The organism is Micromonospora sp. NPDC049366, from assembly GCF_044466625.1.
GTDB lineage: Bacteria > Actinomycetota > Actinomycetes > Mycobacteriales > Micromonosporaceae > Micromonospora.
On sequence record NZ_JBITMV010000005.1, the window covers coordinates 140,122 to 163,811 of the forward strand.

Sequence of the window (23,690 nt, forward strand, 5' to 3'; positions counted from 1 at the left end):
TCGTGTCGTTCGATCATGCAGGGAGCTCCAGATCCGCCGCCGCGCAGTCGGCGCGCAGCTGGGCGATCTCGTCGTCGGTGGCGTCGACCAGCGGAGGGCGGACCGGGCCGGCGGGCAGGCCCGCGGCCGTCAGGCCCGCCTTCACCAGGATGACGCCCTGGGTACGGAAGATGCCGGTGTAGAGGGGCAGCAGCCGTCGGTGCAGGGCGAGCGCGGTCGCGTTGTCCCCCGCGTCGTACGCCTCGATCATCTGCTTGGTCAGCGCACCCGTGAAGTGGGTGGACGTGCCCACCACACCGACCGTGCCGACGGCCAGCGCCGGCAGCGTCAGCGAGTCCTCACCGCTGTAGAAGGCCAGGTTCGTCCGGCTGGTCACCCAACTGGTGGCGGTCAGGTCGCCCTTGGCGTCCTTCACCGCGACGATCCGGGCGTGCTCGGCGAGGCGCACCAACGTCTCGGTGGCGATCGGCACGCCGGCGCGGTGCGGGATGTCGTAGAGCATCACCGGGAGGCCGGTGGCGTCGGCGACCGCGGTGAAGTGGCGCAGCAGCCCGCTCTGCGGCGGCTTGTTGTAGTAAGGCGTGACCACCAGCAGCCCGTGGGCGCCCGCCTTCTCGGCGGCGGTGGCGAGCTCGATGGTGTGCCGGGTGTCGTTGGTGCCGACCCCGGCGACGACCTTCGCCCGGTCACCGACCGCCTCCACCACGGCCCGGATGAGGCGCTCCTTCTCCGCGTCGCTGGTGGTCGGCGACTCGCCGGTGGTGCCGTTGACCACCAGCGCGTCGTTGCCCTGCTCGTCGACCAGGTGGTTGGCCAGCCGGGCGGCGCCGTCGAGGTCGAGCGAACCGTCGGCGGTGAACGGCGTCACCATGGCGGTGAGCACTCGCCCGAAGGGACGGGACACCGCCCGGGCGGGGGTGTCAGGGTGGTCGTGCGTCATGCATCCAACCTAGCGGACGACCACGGAGAGCCCGCCGGGGAAGGGCTCAGGAGACCTCGGCGAGGGGGCTCGTCGCCACCTCGGTGCCGTCCGGCAGGGCGGAGATCACGAAGTCGGCGAAGACGTTCGGGGCCACCTTCTGCAGCTGGCGCAGGCACTCGACGGCCAGCTCCCGGATCTCCACGTCGGCGTGCTCGGTGGCCCGCATCGCGATGAAGTGCCGCCACGCGCGGTAGTTGCCGCTGACCACGATTCGCGTCTCGGTGGCGTTGGGCAGGACCGCCCGGGCCGCCTGCCGGGCCTGCTTGCGCCGAAGGGTGGCGTTCTCCACGTCGGCGAAGCGCTCCTCCAGCCCCTCCAGCAGCTCCGTGTAGGCCCGGACGCTCGCCTCGGCGGCCGCCACGAACTTCTTGTGCAGCTCCGGGTCCTCGGCGATCACCGCGGGCTCGACCATGGCGGCGTCCCGCTCCGGGACGTACCGCTGGGACAGCTGGGAGTAGGAGAAGTGCCGGTGCCGGATCAGCTCGTGGGTGAAGGAGCGGGAGACCCCGGTGAAGTAGAAGGTCACCGAGCCGTGCTCCAGCACGGAGAGGTGGCCGACCTCGAGAATGTGCGCGAGGTAACCGGCGTTGGTCGCGGTCGCCGGGTTGGGCTTGCGCCAGGACTGGTAGCAGGCGCGGCCGGCGAACTCCGCGAGCGCCTGACCCCCCTCGGCGTCGGTCGACCAGGGCACGTCGTCCGGCGCCTCGAAGTGGGTCCACGCGATCAACTTCACCTGGGGCTGCACCATCTCCGGCATGCCTGGGACTGTAGTGCCCTCCGGCCCGGGGCCCAACTAGCCCCGATCCCACGTGTCCTTGATCTCCAGGGGTCCACCCGATCGGCGCCGGACGTCCGGTCCGGCGGGGGTGCCGGCGCCACCGCGGGGTTGGTGCGGGCCCTGTCGAGCTGCCCCAGATCCGGGGCAGCTCGACAGCACGCAAGCAGCTCGACAGCACGCAAGCTGGACGTCGAACGACGCCGACGCCCCCCATCCGACCGAACGACGGCGCCGACGGCAGACAGGGCCGGGCGAGCGGGAAGCGGCGTCGGCGGGGTCAGACGTACAGCGAGGTGAAGGGCGCCCAGGGAAGGTTGCGCAGCACCGAGAAGGCCAGCCACACGGCCAGGAAGCCGCTGATGACCTTGCTGCTGATCTGCAGCTCCGGCAGACGCCAGCCGAACGCCTGCCGGCCCGCCCAGGCGACGAAGAGGTAGGCCAGGAAGGGCAGCGCGAAGACGAAGAGGAAGTGGTGGCGGGCGGCGGCCGGGAGGTCACCGTGCAGCACGTACCAGAGCGCGCGGGTGCCGCCGCAGCCCGGGCAGTCCAGCCCGGTGGTGAGCTTCAGCAGGCAGGTGGGCGCGGCGTCCGGGTCCGAGCGGGTCGGGTCGCTGATCAGCGCGTAGCCGATGCCGGCCGCGACGCAGCCGAGCGCCGCGAGCGGAACCGCCCAGCGGGGCGAACGGTCGTAGAGCCGGACGACGAACCGCGTGAGCCGGTCGGGCTCGGGAGTCGGGTAGATCGGCGGCGCACCGGCCGGCCAGCCGGGGGGCGGCGTGCCGTCGGCGGACCAATCCGGCGACGGGACCGCGCCGACCAGCGCCGCGGCGGGTGGGGCGTCCGGCGCGCCGGGTGGCGGCGTGGCCGGTCCGTCAACGCTCGTCACGCGCTCACCGTACACCGGCGACGCCCACCAGCGCGGCGGCGAGCGGGCCGGCCAGATCGCCGGCGACGGGCGGCGCGACCGAGTCGAGGCCGAGCCAGCCGGCGAGCCGGTAGAGCTCGGCGGCGAGCGCGATCGCGGTCTCGCCGGGCTCGGCGCCGGGCTCGACCCACGCGGCCGGCACCAGCAGCGTCCCGGCCTTCCGGTCGGCCTTCAGGTCGACCCGCGCGGTGAACCGCTCGCCCTGCAGGAAGGGCAGCACGTAGTAGCCGTGGACCCGCTGGGGCGCCGGGACGTAGATCTCGATGCGGTAGCTGAAGTCGAAGAGCCGCTCGGTGCGGTTGCGTTCCCAGACCAGCGGATCGAACGGGCTGACCAGGGTGTTGCCCCGCACCCACCGCGGCAGCCGGGCCTCGGCGTGCAGCCAGGCCGGCTGCCGCCAGCCCGCCACGGTGACCGGCAGCAGCTCGCCGGCCTCGGCCAGCTCGGCGATCGCCTGCCGGGCACCGGCCACCGGGAGGCGGAAGTAGTCGCGCAGCTCCGGCTCGGCGGCCACCCCGAGCGACCGGGCGGCGATCGCCACCAGCGTGCGGTAGGCCTCGGCGTCGGTCGGCGTCGGCGCGTCGAGCGCGGCGGCGGGAAGCACCCGCTCGGGCAGGTCGTAGCGGCGGGCGAAGGAGGGGGTGCGCTCGGCGGCGCTCACCTCACCGGCCCAGAACAGGTATTCCAGGGCCCGCTTCACCGCCGACCAGTTCCACCCCCAGTTGCCGGTCTCCCGGGGCGCGTCGTGCTCGATCTCCGCCGCGGTCAGCGGGCCCCGCGCGGCCACCTCGTCGCGCACCCAGGCCACCAGCTCGGGCTGCTCCTGGGCGATCCGCCGCATGCCGCCCCACGACTCGTCGTGCGCCCGGGCCATGCGCCACCGCAGCGCCGCGTGCAGGCCGACCGGGACCAGGGAGGCCTCGTGCCCCCAGTATTCGAACAGCTCCCGCGGCCGGCGGTAGGCGGCCGTGTCGAGCAGCGCCGTCGGATAGGGCCCGAGCCGGCTGTAGAGCGGCAGGTAGTGGGCGCGCTGGAGGACGTTGACCGAGTCCATCTGGATGAGGCCGACCCGGTCGAGGACCCGCCGCAGGTGCCGGCGGGTCGGCACGCCTCCGGGCGCCGGGTCGGCGAAGCCCTGGGCGGCCAGGGCCACCCGGCGGGCCTGGGCGAGGGAGAGCGATTCCGGTGCGGTCATCGTCGGCGACCCTACGTCATGGGTACGACGCCACCGCGGGATGCTGGATTTGCCGGCCGATGGGGCATAGAACGGTGCAATGCTCACCATCCGCCCCGAGGAGCCGGACGACGCCGAAGCGGTCGCCCGGGTGCACGTGCACGGCTGGCAGACCGGTTACGCCGGCTTCATGCCCGACGAGGTGCTGCGGCGGCTCAACGTGGCGGCCTGGGCCCAGCGCCGGCGCGACGTCGGCACGGCCGACCCCGAGCACCCGTTCACCACCCTGCTCGCCGAGACGACCGACGGACGGATCGTCGGGTTCACGTCGTTCGGGCCGTACCGCATCGAGCAGGACCGCGCGGACCTCGACCCGACGTGGGGCGAGGTGCTCGCCCTCTTCGTCGAGCCCGACCACTGGGGCGACGGCACCGCCCGTACGCTGCTGGCCGCCGCGCGGGACGGGCTGGCCGCGCGCGGCTGGTCGGCGTACCGGGCGTGGGTGCTGGCGGAGAACCAGCGGGCCCGCCGGTTCTGCGCGCGAGCCGGACTGTCACCCGACGGTGAACGGTCGACCTATCCGGTGCCGCTCTCCGACGGGCGTCCCCCCGTCGACCTGGTCGAGCTGCGCTACACCGGCCGCCTCGACGGGTGACCCACCCGGCGCCACCGCCCGGCGCACCGGCAGGAACGCGAGCAGCGCGAGGCTGATCCAGACGTAGGTGTTGCTGCCCAGGAAGCCGTCGACGCCGGTGAAGTCCTTCTCCCAGAACCAGACGATGCGGCTGCTCAGCAGCGCGTACCCGACGAGGGCGGCGACCAGCAGGAGACGGCGCCGGCGGCTGCCGCCGGGCGCCGCCATGGCGTTGTCGACCAGCAGGATCAGCGCCGGGAGCAGCCAGACCAGGTGGTGCACCCAGGTGACCGGGCTCACCAGGCACATCACCGCGCCGGTGAGCGCGAGGCCGGTCGCCTCGTCGCCCGCCGCGACGGCGGCGCGGGAGCGCCAGGCCCACAGGGCCAGCGTGCCGAGCACCAGGACCAGCCAGGCGACGGTGCTGGGGTGCTGCGGATCGAGCCGGGCGACGACGCCGCGCAGCGACTGGTTGGAGACGAAGGCCAACTCCCCCACCCGGCCGGTGTTCCACAGCGCCTCGGTCCAGAACTCGCGGGACGCGTTCGGGAAGAGGGCCCCGGCGAGCAGTGAGGCGCCCGCCGCCGTGGCCATCGCGGTGAACGCCGCCCGCCAGCGCCGGGTGACCAGCAGGTAGACGATGAAGATGCCCGGGGTCAGCTTGATGGCCGTGGCCAGCCCGATGCCGATCCCGGCCCAGCGGTTGCCCGCCGGCAGCAGCCGGAGCAGGTCGACCGCGACCAGGAAGAGCAGCAGCATGTTGACCTGGCCGAAGTTGACCGTCTCGCGCATCGGCTCGAAGGCGGCGGCCAGGCAGAGCGCGACGGCGAGGGCGTACCAGCGGGTCCAGCCGGCCCGCCGCGCGATCGGGTCGATCAGCCACCAGAAGACCAGCGCGGTCACCACGACGGTGGCCGTGACGCTGATCGCGATCGCGGCCGCCCACGGCACGTACGCCATCGGCAGCATGACCAGCGCGGCGAACGGCGGGTAGGTGAAGCCGTACTGGGTGAGCGGGCGCAGGTAGTCGTAGATCTCCCCGCCGCCGTGCACCCAGAAGTTCAGGGCGCCGTAGTAGACCTGGAGATCGAAGAAGCCGTGCCGCACGGCGGCGACGGAGAGGAACGCGGCGACCGCGACGGCGAGCAGCAGCACGCTGACGGCCTGCCAGATCGCCCTACCGGCACCCTGCGCCACCGCCGCCTCCTCCGCCCTGCGTAGGCTCACGTCCCATGGCTCTCGGGTACGTCCGCCCGGCGCGTCCCGAGGACGCCGGCGAGATCGCACGCATCCAGCTCGCGACCTGGCGGGTCGCGTACCGCCGGATCCTGCCCCGGCACGTCCTCGACAACCTGGACGAGGCGTGGTTCGCGCGACGGTGGGCCGCGGCGGTGCAGGAGCCGCCCTCCGGCACCCACCGCGTGCTGGTCGCCGTCGAACAGGCCGAGCAATCGTATCTTGTGGGATTCGCCGCCTCCGGCCCGGCCGATGCGGAGGCCCTCGCGCCCGGCGAGCCCGCCGACGCGCTGGGCACGGACGTCGTGGCCGTCACCGATCTGCTGGTGGAGCCGCGCTGGGGCCGACGGGGTCACGGCAGCCGGCTGCTCGCCGCGAGCGTGGACCTGTGGCGGGAGGACGGCTTCGGTCGGGCGGTGGCGTGGGCGTTCGACGGCGACGAGGCGACCCGGGCGTTCCTGACCAGCACCGGCTGGGAGCCGGACGGCGCGGCGCGCGCCCTGGACGTGGACGACATGCTCGTCCCGCAGCTGCGGCTGCACGTGGCGGTCCCGACCGAACCGGTCGCGGAGAACTGACCGGCGGTCCCGGGCTCCGCCGGGACCGCCACCGACCACACCCCCGATCGAGCGGGGGCCGGTCAGCCCTTGTCCGAGCCGTCGTTGGCGTCGCGGACGAAGTAACGCTGGAAGATCACGAAGATGATCGCCACGGGGATCGTGGCGAGCAGCGCCGCGCCGAGCTTCAGCGGGTATTCGCTGCCCTTGCCGAGCGACCCGCTGACCAGGTCGGCGAGCCCGCGCGGCAGGGTGAACAGGTCCGGGTCCTGCACCGCGACGAGGCTGTGCGGGAACTCGTTCCAGGAGCCCTGGAACGACAGGATGGTCAGGGTGATCAGGGCCGGCTTCGCCATCGGCAGCACCACCGACCAGAAGGTGCGGAAGATGCTGGCGCCGTCGATCCGGGCCGCCTCCTCGACGCTGACCGGGATCGACTCGAAGAACTGCTTCATGATGAACACGCCGGCCGCGTCGGCGAGCAGCGGCACGATCAGCCCGGCGTAGCTGTTGTAGATCCCGAGCTGGTTGAGCACCAGGAACTTCGGGATGAGCAGCACCACGCCGGGGACCGCCATCACCGCGATCACCGCGGCGAACAGCCCGGAACGCCCCCGGAACCGCAGCCGGGCCAGCGCGTACCCGGCGAGCGAGTCGAAGAAGACCCGGCCGGCCGTTACCAGCACGGTGACCAGCAGCGAGTTGCCGAGCCAGAGCGGGAAGTTCGTCCCGGCGAAGATGCGCTCGAAGCCGGCCAGGCTCAGCGGGTCCGGGAAAGGCGAGAGCGGGTTCGCCGCCGCGTCCGGCTCGGTCTTGAGCGAGTTGCCGAGCTGGATGACGAACGGGTAGAGGAAGACCAGGGCGAAGAAGACCAGCGTGGCGTACCCCAGGAAACGGGACACCAGGGTGCGGGCGCCGCGGTTCCGGCGCCGCGCGGGCGCCGCCGTGGCCGCCGGGCGGTCGGTCAGCACGGCCATGTCACGACCCCTCCGGTACACGTCGACGCCACCAGCCGCGCCGCCGGGCGACCGGATCCCGGTCGGCCATCACCCGGCGCTGGATCAGGGTGAGCACGATGATGATCAGGAACAGCACGAACGAGATGGCCGCGCCGGAGCCGTAGTCGAAGTCGCGGAACGCGGTCCGGTACGACAGGTAGGCCGGGGTGAGGGTGGTCTTGGCCGGATCGCCCTGGCTCATCACGTACACCTGGTCGAAGACCTGCCAGGAGCCGATCAGACCGAGGGTGAGCACCAGGAACGTGGTCGGCTTGATCATCGGGAGGGTGACGTGGCGGAAGCGCTGCCACCGGCTCGCCCCGTCGAGGGTGCTCGCCTCGTCGAGCGTCACCGGCACGTTCTGCAACGCGGCCAGGAACATCAGCATGAAGGTGCCGGAGGTCGTCCAGACCACCAGCGTGATGATCGAGACCATCGCGACGCTCGGCCCGGAGAGCCACTCCCACCAGGTGAGCCCGAACGGGCCGCCCGAGGTCAGCGCGCCGGGCGGGTCGTCCACCCCGAACACGCCGAGCAGCAGGTGCAGGACGCCACGCGAGTCGGCGAACCACTCCGGACCGTCGATGCCGACGAAGCGGAGCAGGTTGTTGACCGCGCCGGAGTTGGCGAACAGGAACAGGAAGACCACGCTGATCGCGACCGAGCTGGTGACCGAGGGGAAGTAGAAGGCGCTGCGGAAGAAGCTCTTCCCCTTGAGCATCCGGTTGTTGACCACGAGCGCGAGGCCGAGGGCGAGCACGGTCTGCGCCGGCACCACGATCGCCACGTAGTACATGTTGTTGCGGATGCTGGTCATGAAGTCGCGCCGGTCCAGCCCGTCCTCGGTGAACAGCCGCGTGTAGTTGTCGGCGCCAACGAACGGCACCTTGCCGGTGAACGGGCTCCCCTGGCCGTTCCAGTCGGTCAGGCTCACCCAGAGCGCCATCAGGATCGGCAGCAGCAGGAACAGCCCGAGGATGACGATCACCGGCGCCACGAAGAGCCAGCCGGCCAGGTTCTCGTCGCCGCGGGTGCCGCGTCCGCGCCGCCGGGGCGCGTCGCCGCGCGCGGTGGCCGGCGCCGTCACGACCTCGGTCGCCATCTCACTTCCTTCCCTCTCTCGGGATGACGGGGCGGGGCCCTCCGGTGCGGAGGGCCCCGCCGTGCCGTCAGCTGCCGCCGAGCGCCGCCTTGGCGTTCTTGTCGAAGTTCGCCAGGATCGTCTTCGGGTCGCCGGTGGCCAGGCTCTGCAGGCTGGCCTCCAGGTCACGCAGCACGCTGTCCATCTTCGGCGCGTTCACCGGGCCCTGCGCGTACGCGGCACCGTCGATGAAGGGCTTGTCCGCCGGGAAGGCGCTGCTGTACTGGTCGCGCACCGACTGGCGGGACGGCATGACACCGAACGCGGTGGCGAAGGCCATCTGCTGCTCGCCGCTGGTCATCGCCTCGACGAACTTGATCGCCTGGTCCTTGTACTTCGACTTCGCCGCGATGCCCCAGCACTGGGTGAAGGACAGGGTGCCCTGCCCCTTCGGGCCGGCCGGCAGCGGGACGACCTTGTACTTCACGTTCGGGAAGTCGTTCTGCAGCGCGCCCTTGATCCAGTTGCCCTCGATCGTCATGACGGCCTTGCCCTTGCCGAAGGCCTCGCCGGACCAGCCGGCGTCGAGCTGCTTCGGGTACTTGGCCAGGCCCTCGGTGAGGAGGGTCTTGACGTACTGGAGGGCGGCGACGTTCTCCGGCGTGTCGGCGGTGGCCTGCTTGCCGTCCTTGCTCACCAGCCAGCCGCCGTTCTGCACCAGGAAGGCGCCGATCCGGTCGCGGGTGTCGCCGAGGGCCAGCGCGACCTGACCCTTCGCCTTGATCTTGCGCGCGGTGGCGGTGAGCTGGTCCCAGTTGGTCGGCACGTCGGCGTCGGTCAGGCCGGCCTTCGCCCACAGGTCCGTGTTGATCTCGAGGGCCAGGGTGGAGAAGTCCTTCGGCGCGCAGTAGAGCTTGCCGTCGTAGGTGAACGTGGTGCGCAGGCTCTCGTAGAAGTCACCGGTGTTGCTGATCTTGTCGCCGTACGGCTCGAGCGCGCCCACGGCCGCGTAGTCGGCGAACCGGGTGGCGTCGACGTAGAAGACGTCCGGCGGGGTGCCGCCGGCCAGCGCCTGGCCGAGCTGCTGGGTGAGGTCCTGCGCCGGGGTGACGGTGGCGGTGTTGCCCGAGGAGCCGGCCCACTTCGCCGCCGCGTCCTGCACCGCCTTGGTCTCGGCCTCGCCGGAGGAGCCGATCAGGATCTGCAGGTTGGCCGGCCCGCTGGACTGGGCGGCGTCACCCGAGTTGTCGTCGAAGCCGCTGCCGCAGGCGGCGGAGCCGAGCAGGGCGACGGCGGCGAGGCCGGCCACCGCCGCCCGGGTGAGGTGTCGAGGTGCCATCGGATTCTCCTGTGGGGGTGGGTAAGGGTTCACGCGGTGTGCCGCAGCGCCAGCGAGGGCTGGAGCAGCACGGGGTCGGGAGTCTGGTGGTCGCCGTCGAGGACGGCGGTGAGCAGGTCCACGCAGCGGGCGGCGGCCTCGGCGAGGGGCTGGCTGACGCTGGTGAGCCCCACCGCGGCGGCGACCGGGGTGTCGTCGAAACCGATCAGCGCGACGGCGGCCTCGGCCGCCCGGACGGCCTGGAGCGCGCCGAAGGCGAGCGAGTCACTGGCGCAGACCACGGCGGTCGGTGGGTCGGCGACGACGAGCAGGTCGCGCATGAGGCGCTCCCCCTCGGCGATGCCGTCCTCGGTCGCACGGTCCAGCCCGCTCGGGTCGGCACCGGCGGCGCGGAGCGTCTCCCGCCAGCCGGAGCGCCGGTCGTCACCGACACCGGAGCCTTGTGGCCAGCCGAGGAAGCCGATCCGCCGGTGGCCGCCGGCCAGCAGGTGGGCGGTGGCCAGCGCCGTGCCGGCCGCGCCGTCGACGTCGACCCAGGGGTGGGCGGTCAGGTCGTCCCACGGCCGGCCGAACGTCACGAACGCCACGCCCCGTTCGGCCAGCCAGGCCGTACGCGGGTCGCCGTGGTCGGTGCCGGTGAGCACGAAACCGTCCAGGTCGTACGCGCTGAGCAGGTCGTCGTACGCGGCGATCTCGCTCTCGTCGTCGCCGGCGGTGTAGAGCATGGTGCGGTAGCCGGCCGCCTCGGCGGTCTCGGTGAGACCGTGCAGGAAGCGGTCGAGCACCGACCCGTTGATGCCGTCGCGCGTCGGTTCGATACGGACGGCGATCAGGCGGGAGCGGCCGGTACGCATCTGACGCGCGGCCTGGCTCACCCGGTAGCCGAGACTGTCGATCGCCTCCTGGACCCGCTGGCGGGTCTCCTCCCGCACGATGTGCGGGGCGTTGAGGACGTTGGAGACGGTCTGGCGGCTGACGCGGGCCTGCCGGGCCACGGTCGCGATGGTCACCTTTTCGGCCACAAAATCCCTCTCGCCATCTTGAACGATCCAATTTGGATAGGGCAGGATTAGATCGTTCAAGTTTCTGGAATGTTTCGCACTTTGCACCGCCCGGGACGAGTTGTCAAGACATCCGTCCCGCCCCGACAGAATCTGGAGCCGCACCGTGACCGAACGCCTGCTGCAACCCCTGCTGCACGAGCTCGTGGGGGCAGTCCTTGCCCCCACCAGCGCACTGGGGGACGCGACCGGGCAGATCCGACCGGCCGGCGTGCAGGGCGTCTTCCACGCCGACGCCCGGGTGCTCTCCCGCGCCGTGCTGCGCGTCGACGACCGGGAGCCGGAAGGAGTCAGCCACGCCACTGACGGCGCGCACGGCGTTCGCTTCGTCGGCCTCACCCGCTGGCTCGGCGACCCCACGCCCGACCCGACCGTCCGCGTCGACCGCCGACGCCGCCTCGTCCCCGGCGGGCTCACCGAGGAGGTCCGGATCGTCTCCACCGCCTCGGTGCCGGTGCGGGCGACCGTGAGCGTCGAGCTGGCCTGCGACCTGGCCCCGATCGAGGTGGTCAAGTCCGGCGGTACCGCCGAGCCGCTGGCCGCCAAGGCCGGCCAGCCCGGCCAGCTCACGTGGGCCGCCGACGGCATCACCGTGACCGTGTCCGGTGCCGACGCCGAGGTCGAGGCCGACGGCGACCGGGCCGCCGCCCCCCGGCTGACCTGGCCGATCGAGCTGCCGCCTCGCGGGTCGACCGTCCTGCGCTGGCGGCTCGCCGTCGAGGACCCACGCGCCGTGGTGATCTGCCCGCCCGGCGAGCCGACGTGGTCCCGTCCCGAGCTGCGGGCCGACGACCGGCGGCTGGTACGGCTGCTGGACCGCAGCCTCGACGACCTGCGCGGGCTGCGGCTGGCCGAGCCCGCCGCGCCGCAGGACGTCTTCCTCGCCGCCGGGGTGCCGTGGTTCCTCACCCTCTTCGGGCGGGACAGCCTGTGGGCCGCCCGGATGCTGCTGCCGCTCGGCACCGACCTGGCCGCCGGCACCCTGCGCGTGCTGGCCCGCCGCCAGGGCACCCGGGTCGACCCGACCACCGGCGAGGCACCCGGCAAGATCCTCCACGAGCTGCGGCGCGACGAGTTCGCGCTGCCGGACAATGGGCTGCGGCTACCCCCGGCCTACTACGGCACGGTCGACGCCACCATGCTCTGGGTCAACCTGCTGCACGACGCGTGGCGGTGGGGCCTCCCCGCCGACCAGGTCGCGCCGCTCCTGCCCCACCTGGACGCGGCGCTCGGCTGGCTCGCCGACCACGCCGACGCCGACGGTGACGGCCTGGTCGAGTACGTCGACACCACCGGACACGGCCTGGCCAACCAGGGCTGGAAGGACTCCGGAGACGCCGTCCGATTCCGCGACGGCAGCCTGGCCGCGCCGCCGATCGTCCTGGCCGAGGTGCAGGGTTACGCCCACGAGGCCGCGGTGAACGCCGCCGCCCTGCTCGACGCGTTCGGCGGTCCCGGCGCCGACCGCTGGCGCGAGTACGCCGACCGGCTCGCCCGCCGGTTCCGCTCCGCGTTCTGGGTGGACGGGCCGCACGGCCCTCAGCCGGCACTGGCCCTGGACCGGGACAAGCGCCCGGTCGACTCACTGACCAGCAACATCGGCCACCTGCTCGGCACCGGGCTGCTCTCCGGCGAGGAGGAGGCACAGGTGGCGCGGCTGCTCGGCACCGAGGCGCTGGCCGGCGGGTTCGGGCTGCGCACCATGTCCACCGACGACGCCGGGTTCAGCCCGCTGTCGTACCACTGCGGTTCGATCTGGGCGCACGACACCGCGATCGTGCTCGCGGGCCTGGCCCGGGCCGGGTTCCGCGACGCCGCGCTCGGCCTGGCCGACGGCCTGCTCGGCGCGGCCGAGGCGTTCGACTACCGCCTGCCCGAGCTCTACGGCGGGGACGACCGGTCCCTCGGCCGACCGGTGCCCTACCCGGCGGCGTGCCGTCCGCAGGCCTGGGCGGCGGCCGGGGCGGTGCTGCTGCTGCAGGCGGCCACCGGCCTCTACCCCGACGTGCCCGGTGGCACGGTCCGGCTGGCACCGCTGGCCGGCCCCGAGCTGGGCGCGGTGGCGGTCGACCGACTGACGCTCGCCGGCGCCCCGGTCGGTGTGGCGGTCGACCGCAGCGGCCACCCGACGATCACCAACCTCCCCGCCAACCTGACAGTGGCCACCGCGACCCTCCCCACCCAACGCCCGGCCCCGTCCGCAACCCCCGCCTGACCCTGACCACCCCACCCCTCCGGTTGATCATGAAGTTGTCGCCGGCCGCCTCGGCGTGTCGCGGCAACAACTTCCTGATCACCGGGGGTGGGTCGGGGGTGGGGGCGGCGGGGAGGTCAGCTCGGCGATGATCTCGTCGTCCTCGATCTCGCCGGTGGGACGGAAGCCCAGGGCCGTGTAGAGGGCGGCGGCCGCCGTGTTCTCCGGGTGGTACGACAGCCGCACCGGCGGATTCCCCGCCCGCGCGGCCAGCCAACCGGCCAACGTCGACACCGTCGCCGCGCCGATCCCCCGCCCCTGCTCCGGGGCGTCGATCACCATGCCGCCGATCCAGTGCGACCCGTCGTCGTCCACGCCCCACATGACGTGCCCGACGACCGTCTCGTCGGCGTAGACCGCGAGCGACGTCCACACGTCCTCACGACTGGTCAGCAGCAGGTAGCGGGCCGCCAGCGCGGCCACCCAGGCGCGCTGGTCGTCGCGGGGCGCGACGTCGGCCACCGCCCGCCAGTTGTCGTCGTCGACCGGGCGGAGGGTGACCCGGCGCCCGACCCGGTCGTGATGCGCAGCGTCGATCATCGGGGCAGCCTAGGGATGCCCCGATGACCGACGCGAGCCGATTTCTAGCCGAGCAGCGGGTCCAGGCCCAGCGTGAGACCGGGCCGGCCGGGCACCGCGCGCACGGCGAGCAGCACGCCGGGCATGAACGAGACCCGGTCGTACGAGTCGTGCCGGATGGTCAGCGTCTCACCGGTGGTGCCGAACAGCACCTCCTGGTGCGCGACCAGGCCGGTGGCGCGTACGGCGTGCACGCGTACCCCGTCGATGTCGGCGCCCCGGGCGCCCGCCACCTCGTCCTTGGTCGCGTCGGGCACCGGGCCGAGACCGGCCTCGGCGCGGGCCCGGGCGATCTGCCGGGCGGTGTGGGTCGCCGTGCCGCTGGGGGCGTCGAGCTTGCGCGGGTGGTGCTGCTCGATGATCTCGACCGACTCGAAGTGCCGGGCCGCACGCGCCGCGAACTGCATCATCAGGACCGCGCCGATGCCGAAGTTCGGCGCGATCACCACGCCGACGCCCGGCTTGGCGGCCAGCCAGTCGCGCACCTGCTCCAGGCGCTGCTCGGTGAAGCCGGTGGTGCCGACCACCGCGTGGATGCCCCGCTCGACGCACCACTGGAGGTTGCTCATGACGACGTCCGGGGTGGTGAAGTCGACGACCACGTGGGCACCGGCGTCGGAGACGGCCGTCAGGTCGTCGCCCTGGTCGACCGTCGCGACCAGCTCCAGATCGGACGCCGCGTCGACGGCCTTGCACACCTCGGCGCCCATCCGGCCCCGGGCACCCAGGACACCGACCCGCAGCGGCTGGGCGGCGCTCTTCACCTGCTCGTCAGTCACGGCCCACAACCTATCCCACCCCCGAGACCCGAACCCCCGAGGCCCGAAAGCCCGCCCCTCACGCCGCCTCTGCTCCACCCACTCCGACGATCATGCAGTTGTGCGGGTGCACGACAGTCACGAAGGTGCTGAAGACAGGCACCACAGGTGCATGATCGACGCCGGTGGCGGACGGGCGGCGGGCGAGGGTGCGGGTCAGCGGGTGGGGAAGTCGGTGCGGGTGAACGGGCCGACCACGGCCAGGGACATCTCGCGGCCGAGCAGCTCGGCGGCGAGGGCGTTGACGTCGTCGACGGTCACCGCGTCCACCCGGGCGAGCAGGTCGTCCACCGGCATCAGGTCACCGTAGAGCAGCTCACCCTTGGCCAGCCGGCTCATCCGCGAGCCGGTGTCCTCCAGGCCCAGCACGAACGACCCCTTGGACATGCCCTTGCCCCGGGCCACCTCGGCCGCGGTCAGCCCACCCGCGGCCACCCGCGCCAACTCGGCGCGGGTCAGGTCGAGCACCTCGTCCACCTTGCCCGGAGCGCAGCCGGCGTAGACGGCGAAGATGCCGGTGTCGGCGTACTGGCTGGCGTAGGAGTAGACCGAGTAGGCCAGGCCGCGCTGCTCCCGGATCTCCTGGAACAGCCGGCTGGACATCCCCCCGCCCAGCACGTTGTTGAGTACCCCGAGCGCGAAACGACGCTCGTCGGTGCGGTCGATGCCGGGGCAGCCGAGGATCAGGTGCGCCTGCTCGGTCTCCTTCGACTCGACCAGGGTGGTGGCGGGCCGGGTGCGTACGGCCGGCGTGGCCGCCCGCGGCGACGCCGGCTCGGCCTTCTCGGTGTCCAGCGGGCTGCCGCGCAGCGCCTGCCGGACCAGCTTCACCACGGCCGCGTGGTCCAGGTTGCCGGCGGCCGCCACCACGATCTGCGGCGCGGTGTAGCGGCGGCGGTAGAAGCTCTGGATCTGCCGACGGCTCATCGGCGTGACCGTCTCCTCGGTGCCGGAGATCAGCCGGCCCAGCGGGTGGTCGCCGTAGACGGCCCGGGAGAAGAGGTCGTGCACCTCGTCACCGGGCTCGTCGTCGTGCATGGCGATCTCCTCGAGGATCACGCCCCGCTCGGTCTCCACGTCCGCCGGTTCCAGGACGGAGTCGGCGACCAGGTCGCACATCACGTCGATCGCCAGCGGCAGGTCCTCGTCCAGCACGCGGGCGTAGTAGCAGGTGTACTCCTTGGTGGTGAAGGCGTTCGTCTCGCCGCCCACCGCCTCGATCGCCGAGGAGATCTCCAACGCGCTGCGCTTGCGGGTGCCCTTGAAGAGCAGGTGCTCCAGGAAGTGCGCGGCGCCCGACTGGGTGCCGGTCTCGTCGCGGGAGCCCACCGCCACCCAGATCCCGAACGACACGCTGCGCATCGTCGGGATGGCCTCGGTGAGCACACGCAGACCGCTGGGGAGCACGGTACGGCGTACCGTGCCGCCCAGCGGATCGTCGGCGATGGTGCGGGTCACCGCACGCCCGGCGCGGCCACCGGCCTCGGCGGCCCAAGCGGCGGAACCGGCGCGGGTCGCCCCGCCCGGGAACGACACCACCCCCCGTCGATCCGGCGGAAACGGCGCACGAACGGCCCGACTCACGTGTTGCTCCCAGATCGACGAGGGGTGGTGGTGATGCTGTGGTGTGGGACGGATCAGCTGTGCCGGGTCCGACGACGCGGACGATCGCCGCCCTCGCCACCCTCGCCGCCGCCCTGGCCACGGTCACCGCGCTCCGGGCCCCGGCTGCCGCCGCGCTCCCGGTCACCGCGGTCGCGCGGGCCCCGGTCGCCCCGGTCCCGGCCGGCCGGACGCTCGGCGGCGCCCTCCTCGGCGGCCGGCGCCTCGGCGCCCTCCGGGCGGACCTTGTCCAGGTAGATCTTGCCCCGCTGGTCGATGTCGGCGATCTCCACCTCGACGCGGTCACCCACGTTGAGGAAGTCCTCCACCTTCTCGACCCGCTTGCCGTCGCCGACCTTGGAGATGTGCAGCAGACCGTCGCGGCCCGGCAGCAGCGAGACGAACGCGCCGAACGCGGCCGTCTTCACCACGGTGCCGAGGAACCGGTCGCCCACCTTCGGCAGGGTCGGGTTGGCGATCGCGTTGATCCGCTCCACCGCGGCCTGGGCCGACGGGCCGTTGGTCGCGCCGACGTAGATCGTGCCGTCGTCCTCGATGGAGATCTCGGCGCCGGTCTCGTCCTGGATGGCGTTGATGGTCTGACCCTTCGGGCCGATCACCATGCCGATCTTGTCCACCGGGATCTTGACGGTGGTGACCCGCGGCGCGTAGTCGCTCATCGCGGCGGGGCCCTCGATCGCCGCCTGCATCACGTCGAGGATCGTGTGCCGGGCCTCGTGCGCCTGCTGCAGCGCACCGGCCAGCACGTCCGACGGGATGCCGTCGAGCTTGGTGTCGAGCTGCAGCGCGGTCACGAAGTCCCGCGTGCCGGCGACCTTGAAGTCCATGTCACCGAACGCGTCCTCGGCACCGAGGATGTCGGTCAGCGTCACGTACTGGGTCTTGCCGTCGACCTCGTCGGAGATGAGGCCCATGGCGATGCCGGCCACCGGCGCCTTGAGCGGCACACCGGCGGAGAGCAGGCCCAGCGTGGAGGCGCAGACCGAGCCCATCGAGGTCGAGCCGTTCGAGCCGAGCGCCTCGGAGACCTGCCGGATCGCGTAGGGGAACTCCTCACGCGAGGGCAGCACCGGGATCAGCGCCCGCTCGGCGAGCGCGCCGTGGCCGATCTCCCGACGCTTCGGCGAGCCGACCCGGCCGGTCTCACCGGTCGAGTACGGCGGGAAGTTGTAGTTGTGCATGTAGCGCTTGGACTTCTCCGGGGAGAGGGTGTCCAGCGACTGCTCCATGCGCAGCATGTTGAGGGTGGTGACGCCCAGGATCTGGGTCTCGCCGCGCTCGAAGAGCGCCGAGCCGTGCACCCGGGGCAGCACGCCGACCTCGGCGGTCAGCGGGCGGATGTCCCGCGGGCCGCGGCCGTCGATGCGGACCTGCTCGCGCAGCACCCGGCTGCGGACCTCGGCCTTGGTCAGCGAGCGGAACGCGGCGCTGACCTCCTTCTCCCGACCCTCGAAGCGCTCACCGAGCTCCTCGGTGACCCGGGCCTTCACCCGGTCGAGCGCCTCCTCGCGGTCCGCCTTACCGGCGATCTTGAGCGCCTCGCCGACGTCGGCGCGGGCCACGTCGGCCACCGCGTCGTAGACGTCGTCCTGGTAGTCGAGGAAGACCGGGAACTCGGCGACCGGCTTGGCGGCCACCTCGGCCAGCTCGCTCTGCGCCCGGCACAGCTCACGGATGGCGGGCTTGGCGGCCTCCAGGCCGCTGGCCACGACCTCCTCGGTCGGGGCGGTGGCCCCGCCGGCGACCAGGGCGACGGTGTGCTCGGTGGCCTCGGCCTCGACCATCATGATCGCGACGTCGCCGTCCGGCAGCGCGCGACCGGCCACCACCATGTCGAAGGTGGCCCGGGTCAGCTCCTCGTGGGTCGGGAAGGCGACCCACTGGCCGTCGATGTGCGCCATGCGGGTCGCACCGATCGGGCCGGAGAACGGCAGGCCGGAGAGCTTGGTCGACATCGACGCGGCGTTGATCGCGACGACGTCGTAGGGGTGCTGCGGGTCGAGCGCGAGGACGGTCTCGACGACCTGGACCTCGTTGCGCAGGCCCTTGACGAACGACGGGCGCAGCGGCCGGTCGATCAGGCGGCAGGTGAGGATCGCGTCCTCGCTGGGACGACCCTCGCGGCGGAAGAACGAGCCGGGGATGCGACCCGCGGCGTACATGCGCTCCTCGACGTCCACCGTCAGCGGGAAGAAGTCGAACGACTCCCGAGGCTGCTTGCTCGCGGTGGTGGCGGAGAGGACGACGGTCTCGCCCAGCTGGGCGATCACGGAACCGGCGGCCTGACGGGCCAGGCGGCCGGTGGAGAAGGTGATCTCACGGGTGCCGAAGGACCCGTTGTCGATCACGGCGGTGCGGGATTCGGTGCCGAGGTTGGTCTCGGTCATGGTGCTGTCGTGCTCCTTCGCGTCGGGGGCCCGCGACACGGGAGCTGCCCAGACGGCCGGTCTTCGATCGAAGCGCCCGGGTGGCCGGCGAACTGCCGGGGTGCCCGGGGGCCACTACCGGAGACCGGTGCGCTGACCGGCTCCCTCTCGAATGGTCGAGCGGCCCTTTTCTTCTGTGGTGCCGAACGGGGGAGCGGCCCATACCGGGCCACTCCCCCGTCACGTCACCGGCGCAGACCGAGCCGCTCGATGAGCGACCGGTAGCGGTTGATGTCCTTCTTCTGGACGTAGTTGAGCAGCCGACGGCGACGGCCGACCAGCAGCAGCAGCCCACGGCGGCTGTGGTGGTCGTGCTTGTGCACCTTCAGGTGCTCGGTGAGCTCGGCGATCCGCTTGGTGAGGACCGCGACCTGCACCTCCGGCGAACCGGTGTCGCCCTCGGCGGTCGCGTACTCCGCGCGGATCTTGGCCTTGGCTTCCTGGTCGAGCGCCATGTTCTCCCTGTTTCGATGGGTTGATCAACAATGTCCGTCGTCCCGTCCGATGGACCGGACGCGGACCGGTTCCTCGCACCCGCGGCGTCGAGCAGGCACGCGAGGCCCCACGTCGGTCGTCCGACGTCCCCGCCAGACTACCAGTTACCGCCGGAACCGCCCGGCCAAGGGCGGCGCGCCCGGTTCGCGCCACGCTGGCCGGAGGCGTGGGAGCGCGCCCGGATCAGCTCAACGCGCGGCGCGTCCGCTCCACGTCCTGGTGCATCTGCGCGATCAGCGGCTCGATCGAGTCGTACCGGACCTGACCCCGCAGGTGCGCCGCGAAGTCCAGCGCCAACCGCTCGCCGTAGAGGTCGCCGTCGAAGTCCAGGGCGTACGCCTCGACCCGCCGCTCCCGGCCCGAGAAGGTCGGGTTGGTGCCCACCGAGACGGCGGCCATCAGCGGCTCCCGCTGGCCCCGGCGGATCAGGCGGGCCGCGTACACGCCGTCGGCGGGGATCGCCGCGTAGCGGTGCAGGAGCAGGTTGGCCGTGGGGAAGCCGAGCTCGCGCCCGCGCTGGTCGCCCCGGACCACCACGCCCTCCACCCGGTGCGGCCGACCGAGCGCGGCCGCCGCGGCACCCACGTCCCCCGCGTCCACGCACGAACGGATGTAGGTGGACGAGAAGACGGTGCCGGCGGCGGCGACCAGCGGGGCGGCCTCGACCCCGAAGCCGAACGTGCGACCCAGCCGCTCCAGCAGGGCCACGTCGCCGGCCGCCCGGTGCCCGAAGCGGAAGTTGTCGCCCACGACCACCTGCGCGGCGTGCAAATGCTCCACGAGCACGTCGTGCACGAACGCCTCGGCCGACAGCCGGGAGAACTCGGGAGTGAACGGCACCACGCAGAGCACGTCGGCGCCGAGGGCCTCGATCAGCTCGGCCTTGCGGGCCGGCTCGGTGAGCACCGCCGGGTGCGAACCGGGGCGCACCACCTCGGCCGGGTGCGGGTCGAACGTGACGACCACCGACTGCACGCCCAGCTCACGGGCCCGGGCGACGGTGTGGCCGATGGTGGCCTGGTGCCCCTTGTGCACGCCGTCGAAGACCCCGATGGTGACGACGGACCGCCCCCAGCCACCGGGCGCCGCGTCGTACCCCCGCCACCGCTGCATGCCGCTCCTTCCCTGCCCTCCGACCGGCACCCCGCCGGCCGGCTCCCGCTCCCGCCGTCAGGCCGGGGCCAGCACGATCTCCGCGCGGGCCCGGCCCTCCCGCTCGCTGACGATAGCGACCAGGCCGCCGGCCGGATCGAACACGGCGTACGGCCCGGCGATGCCGGTCGCCTCCAGCGGGCCGCCGTGCGAGAGCACGACGGCCTCGGCGGAGGTCGCGTCGCGGCGCGGGAAGAACCGGTCGGCCGCCGCGGCGAGCGGCAGCGTGACCACCTCGGGCGCGCGCTGCTCCAGCTCGTCGAGGGTCGCGGCCTCGGCCAGCGTGAAGCCACCCACGGCCGTACGCCGCAGCGCGGTCAGGTGCCCGCCCACGCCCAGGGCCAGGCCGGCGTCCCGGGCGATGGCCCGGATGTAGGTGCCGGACGAACAGGTCACGTCGACGTCCACGTCGACCACGTCCGGCTCGTCCCGCCGGACGGCGAGCAGCTCCAGGCGGGACACGGTCACCCGGCGGGCCGGCAGTTCGACGCTCTCCCCCTCGCGCACCCGCTTGTACGCCCGCTGACCGTTGATCTTGATGGCGCTCACCGCGCTGGGCACCTGGTCGATCTCGCCGGTCAGGGCCGCCAGCGCGTCCCGGATCGCCGCGTCGGTGACCAGACCGGCCGGGGTGGTGGCGATCACATCCCCCTCGGCGTCGTCGGTGACGGTGGCCTGACCGAGCCGGATCGTGGCCGTGTAGCTCTTGCCCGCACCGATCACGTACGTCAGCAGGCGGGTGGCCCGGCCCACCCCGATGACCAGCACCCCGGTCGCCATCGGGTCGAGGGTGCCGCCGTGGCCCACCCGACGGGTCCGGGCCAGCCGGCGGATCCGCGCCACCACGTCGTGCGACGTCATGCCGCTGGGCTTGTCGACAACGATCAGACCGTCTGCGCTCACGTCGTCCAAGCCTGCCAGACGCTCCTCGGGGAGCCCGGCACGGCCGGCCACCTGTGGCGGGGGTCGGGTGATCGGCCCGGGCGGGACCGGCCGAACCGGTCGCGTCGGGGGCCCGCGGGATTTCCGGTCGGCGCGGACGGGGCCCCGATGCAATGATCATCCGTCGCTCGCCGTCCGCCTGGAGCCTGGATGACCACCACCGAACCCCCCGCCCCGTCCCCGACGCCGGTCCCGGACGCGCCTCAGGACCCTGGTGTCCGGGTGCCGGACTGGATGCGGGAGCCCCGGACGGAGCACGCCCTGACCCGCGGCGAGCGGCTCCGGCTGGGCTGGGAGGAGCACGGCGGCAAGGTGCTCGGCGGCGTCGGCGCACTGATGACCCTGGCCCTGGTCGCGGTGCTCGGGGTGGGCCTGCTGGGCTTCCGCCAGCGGATGCACGGCGGGGAGCCGCTGCGCCCCCGCGCCGACCGCGCCGTCGCCACCCGGCCGACCGACGCGAGTGGCAACTCCCTCGGCGTCTACCTGGGAACACCTGCGGAGTCCTTCGCGGTGGGCGAGGACGCCATCGTGCTCCCCCCGGCCCGGGCCACCGGGCCGTTCAGCGCGAGCCAGGTCGGGGACGCGCTGGAGCGGGTACGGCAGGCGATCGTCGCCGCGCGGCTCGCCCCGGCGATGGTGGCCGCCGCCGAACCGGAACCGTTCCTCGCCCTGCTCGCCCCGGACGACCGCGACGAGGTCCAGGCGGATCTGGCCGACGGCGCCTCGCTCAACTACGCGACCCGGGTCGCCCCCGACGCCGATCCCGACTGGGCGGCGGGCGACGGCATCCGTGGCCGGGGGACGGTCACCTACCGCGCGACCACCGACGCCGACGGCATCCGCGTGATCGAGATCACCACGAGCTTCCTCTGGGTCTACTCCTTCGACCTGTGGCAGGCCCAGAAGTACCCGCCCGGGGCGGAGCTGGTCACGGTCCGCGACCGGGTGGTGTGGCACGTGCCGCACCCCGACGACGTAGCGCCGGCCTCCCGGGGCCTGTGGGTGCAGGCGGCGACCGGCACCGTCCAGAACGGCAACTGCGCCGCGATCCGGCGCGGCTACCTCGCGTTGCAGGAGAAGAATCGGTTCGCCCCGCCGAGGCCGCAGCCGACCGGCGACGTCTACCAGCCGGACTGGCGTCCGGGCGACGGGGTGCAGTGCTGAGGCCGGTCGGGGTCAGCGGACCGCGCCGACCACCGCCCAGCCGCCGGAGCGCAACCGCAGCAGCAGCGCGACCAGCCGGAGCACCACGAACAGGGTGAGCCCGGCCCAGATGCCGCCCAGCCCCAGGTTCAGCCCGTACGCGAGCCAGATCGCCGGCAGGAACCCGCCCAGCGCCGCCACCACGGTGAGGTTGCGCAGGTAGCGGACGTCGCCGGCGCCGATCAGCACGCCGTCGAGGGCGAAGACGACCCCGGCCAGAGGCTGCATCGCCACGAACCACGGCCACGCCACCATCGCCTGCTCGCGGACCAGCGGATCGGAGCTGAACCAACCGGGCACCACCCCGGCACCGGCCGCGATCAGCAGCCCGAACGCGACGCCGCAGACGCCGCCGAGCAGCCCGATCCGGCGGGCCAACGCCCGGGCGTAGCCGTCGTCACCGGCGCCGAGCGCCGCACCGACCAGGGACTGGGCGGCGATGGCGAGCGCGTCGAGCACCAGCGCCGTGAAGAACCACAGTTGCAGCGCGATCTGGTGGGCACCCACCGCCGCCGCGCCGAACCGGGCCGCCACCGCGGTCGCGGACAGGAAGCTGGCCTGGAACGCCGCGCCCCGGATCAGCAGGTCGCGGCTGAGCACCAACTGCTGCCGGATCAGCCGGGGGCGGGGCCGCAGCGGCACCCGCTCCGCCACCAGGGCGGCGGCGAACAGCGTCCCGCCGAGGGTCTGCGCGACGGCGTTGGCGACCGCCGACCCGGTCAGGCCGAACCCGAGGGGGTAGACCAGCAGCGGGCAGAGCAGCGCGGACAGCAGGTTGGGCCCGAGCACGAAGAGCAGCGGGCGACGGGTGTCCTGGATGCCGCGCAGCCAGCCGTTGCCGGCGGCGGCGAGCAGGAGACCGGGGGCGCCGAGCGCCGCGATCCGCAGCCACTGCGCGGCGGCGTCGGCCACCTCGCCCGGGCCGCCCACGAGCGTACGCGCCAGCGCGCCACCGCCGACCTGCATGCCGAGCGCCACCAGCACTCCGACACCGAATGCCAGCCAGGACGCCTGGACGCCCTCGGCCACGGCGGCGGCCCGGTCCCCCGCCCCGAAGCGGCGGGCCGACCGCCCCGTCGTGCCGTACGCGACGACGGTGCCGAGCCACGCGGTGAGCGTCATGACCGTGCCGCCGACGGCGAGCGCGGCCAGCGGCACCCGGCCGAGGTGACCGACCACGGCCGTGTCGACCAGCACGTAGAGCGGCTCGGCGGCGAGCACCACGAGCGCGGGCAGGGCGAGCGCGGCGATCCGTCTCGGTGAGGCGGCGATGTGGGCGGCGATGGTCTGACTCATCGCCGCCGATCCTGGCACGATCCCAGTAAGGATCGCAAGGCGGCTCACAACTTACGGGCGACCCCGCTCGGCGTTGCTCGACTCAGGTTCCGGGGAAGGCCACCCGCGCACAGCGTCGGGGTCAGGGCTGCGACGGT

At 73.1% G+C, this 23,690-nt stretch carries 21 protein-coding genes; 4 read left to right on the top strand and 17 right to left on the bottom strand.

What is annotated here, in order from left to right; translation table 11 throughout:
- Window positions 1-13: 13 nt before the first annotated feature.
- The 4 genes from dapA to ACIBTV_RS09880 all read right to left on the bottom strand — a co-directional run bounded on the left by dapA (window position 14) and on the right by ACIBTV_RS09880 (window position 3,880).
- Window positions 14-940, bottom strand: a complete 927-nt coding sequence (dapA, locus tag ACIBTV_RS09865; protein ID WP_396703626.1) for a 4-hydroxy-tetrahydrodipicolinate synthase — start codon at window positions 938-940, stop codon at window positions 14-16.
- A 46-nt stretch (window positions 941-986) separates the two neighbouring features.
- Window positions 987-1,730: an FAD-dependent thymidylate synthase gene (gene thyX, locus ACIBTV_RS09870; protein ID WP_396703770.1), complete on the bottom strand. Its 744-nt coding sequence runs from the start codon at window positions 1,728-1,730 to the stop codon at window positions 987-989.
- A gap of 307 nt (window positions 1,731-2,037) precedes the next feature.
- Window positions 2,038-2,580, bottom strand: coding sequence for a DUF2752 domain-containing protein (locus tag ACIBTV_RS09875; protein ID WP_396703771.1), 543 nt, complete (start codon window positions 2,578-2,580; stop codon window positions 2,038-2,040).
- 70 nt (window positions 2,581-2,650) lie between these two features.
- Entirely contained in the window at window positions 2,651-3,880 is a 1,230-nt protein-coding gene (locus ACIBTV_RS09880; protein WP_396703627.1) for a winged helix-turn-helix domain-containing protein, read from the bottom strand.
- Between the two features lie 79 nt (window positions 3,881-3,959).
- On the opposite strand from ACIBTV_RS09880, the gene ACIBTV_RS09885 reads away from it, so the two are divergent.
- Complete coding sequence (locus tag ACIBTV_RS09885) at window positions 3,960-4,514, top strand: GNAT family N-acetyltransferase (protein WP_396703628.1); 555 nt, start codon at window positions 3,960-3,962, stop codon at window positions 4,512-4,514.
- On the opposite strand, the gene ACIBTV_RS09890 is transcribed toward ACIBTV_RS09885, so the two are convergent.
- The gene (locus ACIBTV_RS09890; protein WP_396703772.1) at window positions 4,413-5,690 is read right to left on the bottom strand and encodes a glycosyltransferase 87 family protein; all 1,278 of its coding nucleotides are present in this window, start codon (window positions 5,688-5,690) and stop codon (window positions 4,413-4,415) included. The genes ACIBTV_RS09885 and ACIBTV_RS09890 overlap by 102 nt on opposite strands.
- 35 nt (window positions 5,691-5,725) lie before the next feature.
- Between ACIBTV_RS09890 and ACIBTV_RS09895 the strand changes: the two genes are divergently transcribed.
- Complete coding sequence (locus ACIBTV_RS09895) at window positions 5,726-6,307, top strand: GNAT family N-acetyltransferase (RefSeq protein WP_396703629.1); 582 nt, start codon at window positions 5,726-5,728, stop codon at window positions 6,305-6,307.
- Between the two features lie 62 nt (window positions 6,308-6,369).
- Here ACIBTV_RS09895 and ACIBTV_RS09900 read toward each other — a convergent pair whose 3' ends face one another.
- The 4 genes from ACIBTV_RS09900 to ACIBTV_RS09915 all read right to left on the bottom strand — a co-directional run bounded on the left by ACIBTV_RS09900 (window position 6,370) and on the right by ACIBTV_RS09915 (window position 10,726).
- Window positions 6,370-7,263 carry a carbohydrate ABC transporter permease gene (locus ACIBTV_RS09900; RefSeq protein ID WP_396703630.1) on the bottom strand — a complete coding sequence of 298 codons (894 nt, stop codon included), beginning with the start codon at window positions 7,261-7,263 and terminating at the stop codon, window positions 6,370-6,372.
- 1 nt (window position 7,264) lies between these two features.
- Window positions 7,265-8,386 (bottom strand): carbohydrate ABC transporter permease, encoded by a 1,122-nt coding sequence (locus tag ACIBTV_RS09905; RefSeq protein WP_396703631.1) that lies wholly within the window; start codon window positions 8,384-8,386, stop codon window positions 7,265-7,267.
- 67 nt (window positions 8,387-8,453) lie between these two features.
- Window positions 8,454-9,704, bottom strand: coding sequence for an extracellular solute-binding protein (locus tag ACIBTV_RS09910; protein WP_396703632.1), 1,251 nt, complete (start codon window positions 9,702-9,704; stop codon window positions 8,454-8,456).
- Between the two features lie 29 nt (window positions 9,705-9,733).
- On the bottom strand, window positions 9,734-10,726 hold the full coding sequence (locus ACIBTV_RS09915; protein WP_396703633.1) for a LacI family DNA-binding transcriptional regulator: 993 nt from the start codon (window positions 10,724-10,726) through the stop codon (window positions 9,734-9,736).
- A 145-nt stretch (window positions 10,727-10,871) separates the two neighbouring features.
- Between ACIBTV_RS09915 and ACIBTV_RS09920 the strand changes: the two genes are divergently transcribed.
- Window positions 10,872-12,980 (top strand): glycogen debranching N-terminal domain-containing protein, encoded by a 2,109-nt coding sequence (locus ACIBTV_RS09920; RefSeq protein ID WP_396703634.1) that lies wholly within the window; start codon window positions 10,872-10,874, stop codon window positions 12,978-12,980.
- Between the two features lie 78 nt (window positions 12,981-13,058).
- Here ACIBTV_RS09920 and ACIBTV_RS09925 read toward each other — a convergent pair whose 3' ends face one another.
- From ACIBTV_RS09925 to truB, 7 genes are all read right to left on the bottom strand, one after another.
- Complete coding sequence (locus ACIBTV_RS09925; RefSeq protein ID WP_396703635.1) at window positions 13,059-13,559, bottom strand: GNAT family N-acetyltransferase; 501 nt, start codon at window positions 13,557-13,559, stop codon at window positions 13,059-13,061.
- Between the two features lie 44 nt (window positions 13,560-13,603).
- Complete coding sequence (dapB, locus tag ACIBTV_RS09930) at window positions 13,604-14,377, bottom strand: 4-hydroxy-tetrahydrodipicolinate reductase (RefSeq protein ID WP_396703636.1); 774 nt, start codon at window positions 14,375-14,377, stop codon at window positions 13,604-13,606.
- A gap of 195 nt (window positions 14,378-14,572) precedes the next feature.
- The gene (locus ACIBTV_RS09935; RefSeq protein WP_396703637.1) at window positions 14,573-16,000 is read right to left on the bottom strand and encodes a M16 family metallopeptidase; all 1,428 of its coding nucleotides are present in this window, start codon (window positions 15,998-16,000) and stop codon (window positions 14,573-14,575) included.
- Between the two features lie 53 nt (window positions 16,001-16,053).
- Window positions 16,054-18,426, bottom strand: a complete 2,373-nt coding sequence (locus ACIBTV_RS09940) for a polyribonucleotide nucleotidyltransferase (RefSeq protein ID WP_396703638.1) — start codon at window positions 18,424-18,426, stop codon at window positions 16,054-16,056.
- Between the two features lie 224 nt (window positions 18,427-18,650).
- Window positions 18,651-18,920: a 30S ribosomal protein S15 gene (gene rpsO / locus ACIBTV_RS09945; RefSeq protein ID WP_043962418.1), complete on the bottom strand. Its 270-nt coding sequence runs from the start codon at window positions 18,918-18,920 to the stop codon at window positions 18,651-18,653.
- Between the two features lie 223 nt (window positions 18,921-19,143).
- A complete protein-coding gene (locus ACIBTV_RS09950; protein WP_396703639.1) occupies window positions 19,144-20,073 on the bottom strand; it encodes a bifunctional riboflavin kinase/FAD synthetase in 930 nt (309 codons plus the stop codon).
- Window positions 20,074-20,130: 57 nt separating this feature from the next.
- The gene (truB, locus tag ACIBTV_RS09955) at window positions 20,131-21,015 is read right to left on the bottom strand and encodes a tRNA pseudouridine(55) synthase TruB (protein ID WP_396703640.1); all 885 of its coding nucleotides are present in this window, start codon (window positions 21,013-21,015) and stop codon (window positions 20,131-20,133) included.
- A gap of 189 nt (window positions 21,016-21,204) precedes the next feature.
- On the opposite strand from truB, the gene ACIBTV_RS09960 reads away from it, so the two are divergent.
- Complete coding sequence (locus ACIBTV_RS09960; protein ID WP_396703641.1) at window positions 21,205-22,218, top strand: hypothetical protein; 1,014 nt, start codon at window positions 21,205-21,207, stop codon at window positions 22,216-22,218.
- A gap of 12 nt (window positions 22,219-22,230) precedes the next feature.
- Here ACIBTV_RS09960 and ACIBTV_RS09965 read toward each other — a convergent pair whose 3' ends face one another.
- Window positions 22,231-23,553 carry an MATE family efflux transporter gene (locus ACIBTV_RS09965; protein WP_396703642.1) on the bottom strand — a complete coding sequence of 441 codons (1,323 nt, stop codon included), beginning with the start codon at window positions 23,551-23,553 and terminating at the stop codon, window positions 22,231-22,233.
- Window positions 23,554-23,690: the final 137 nt, after the last annotated feature.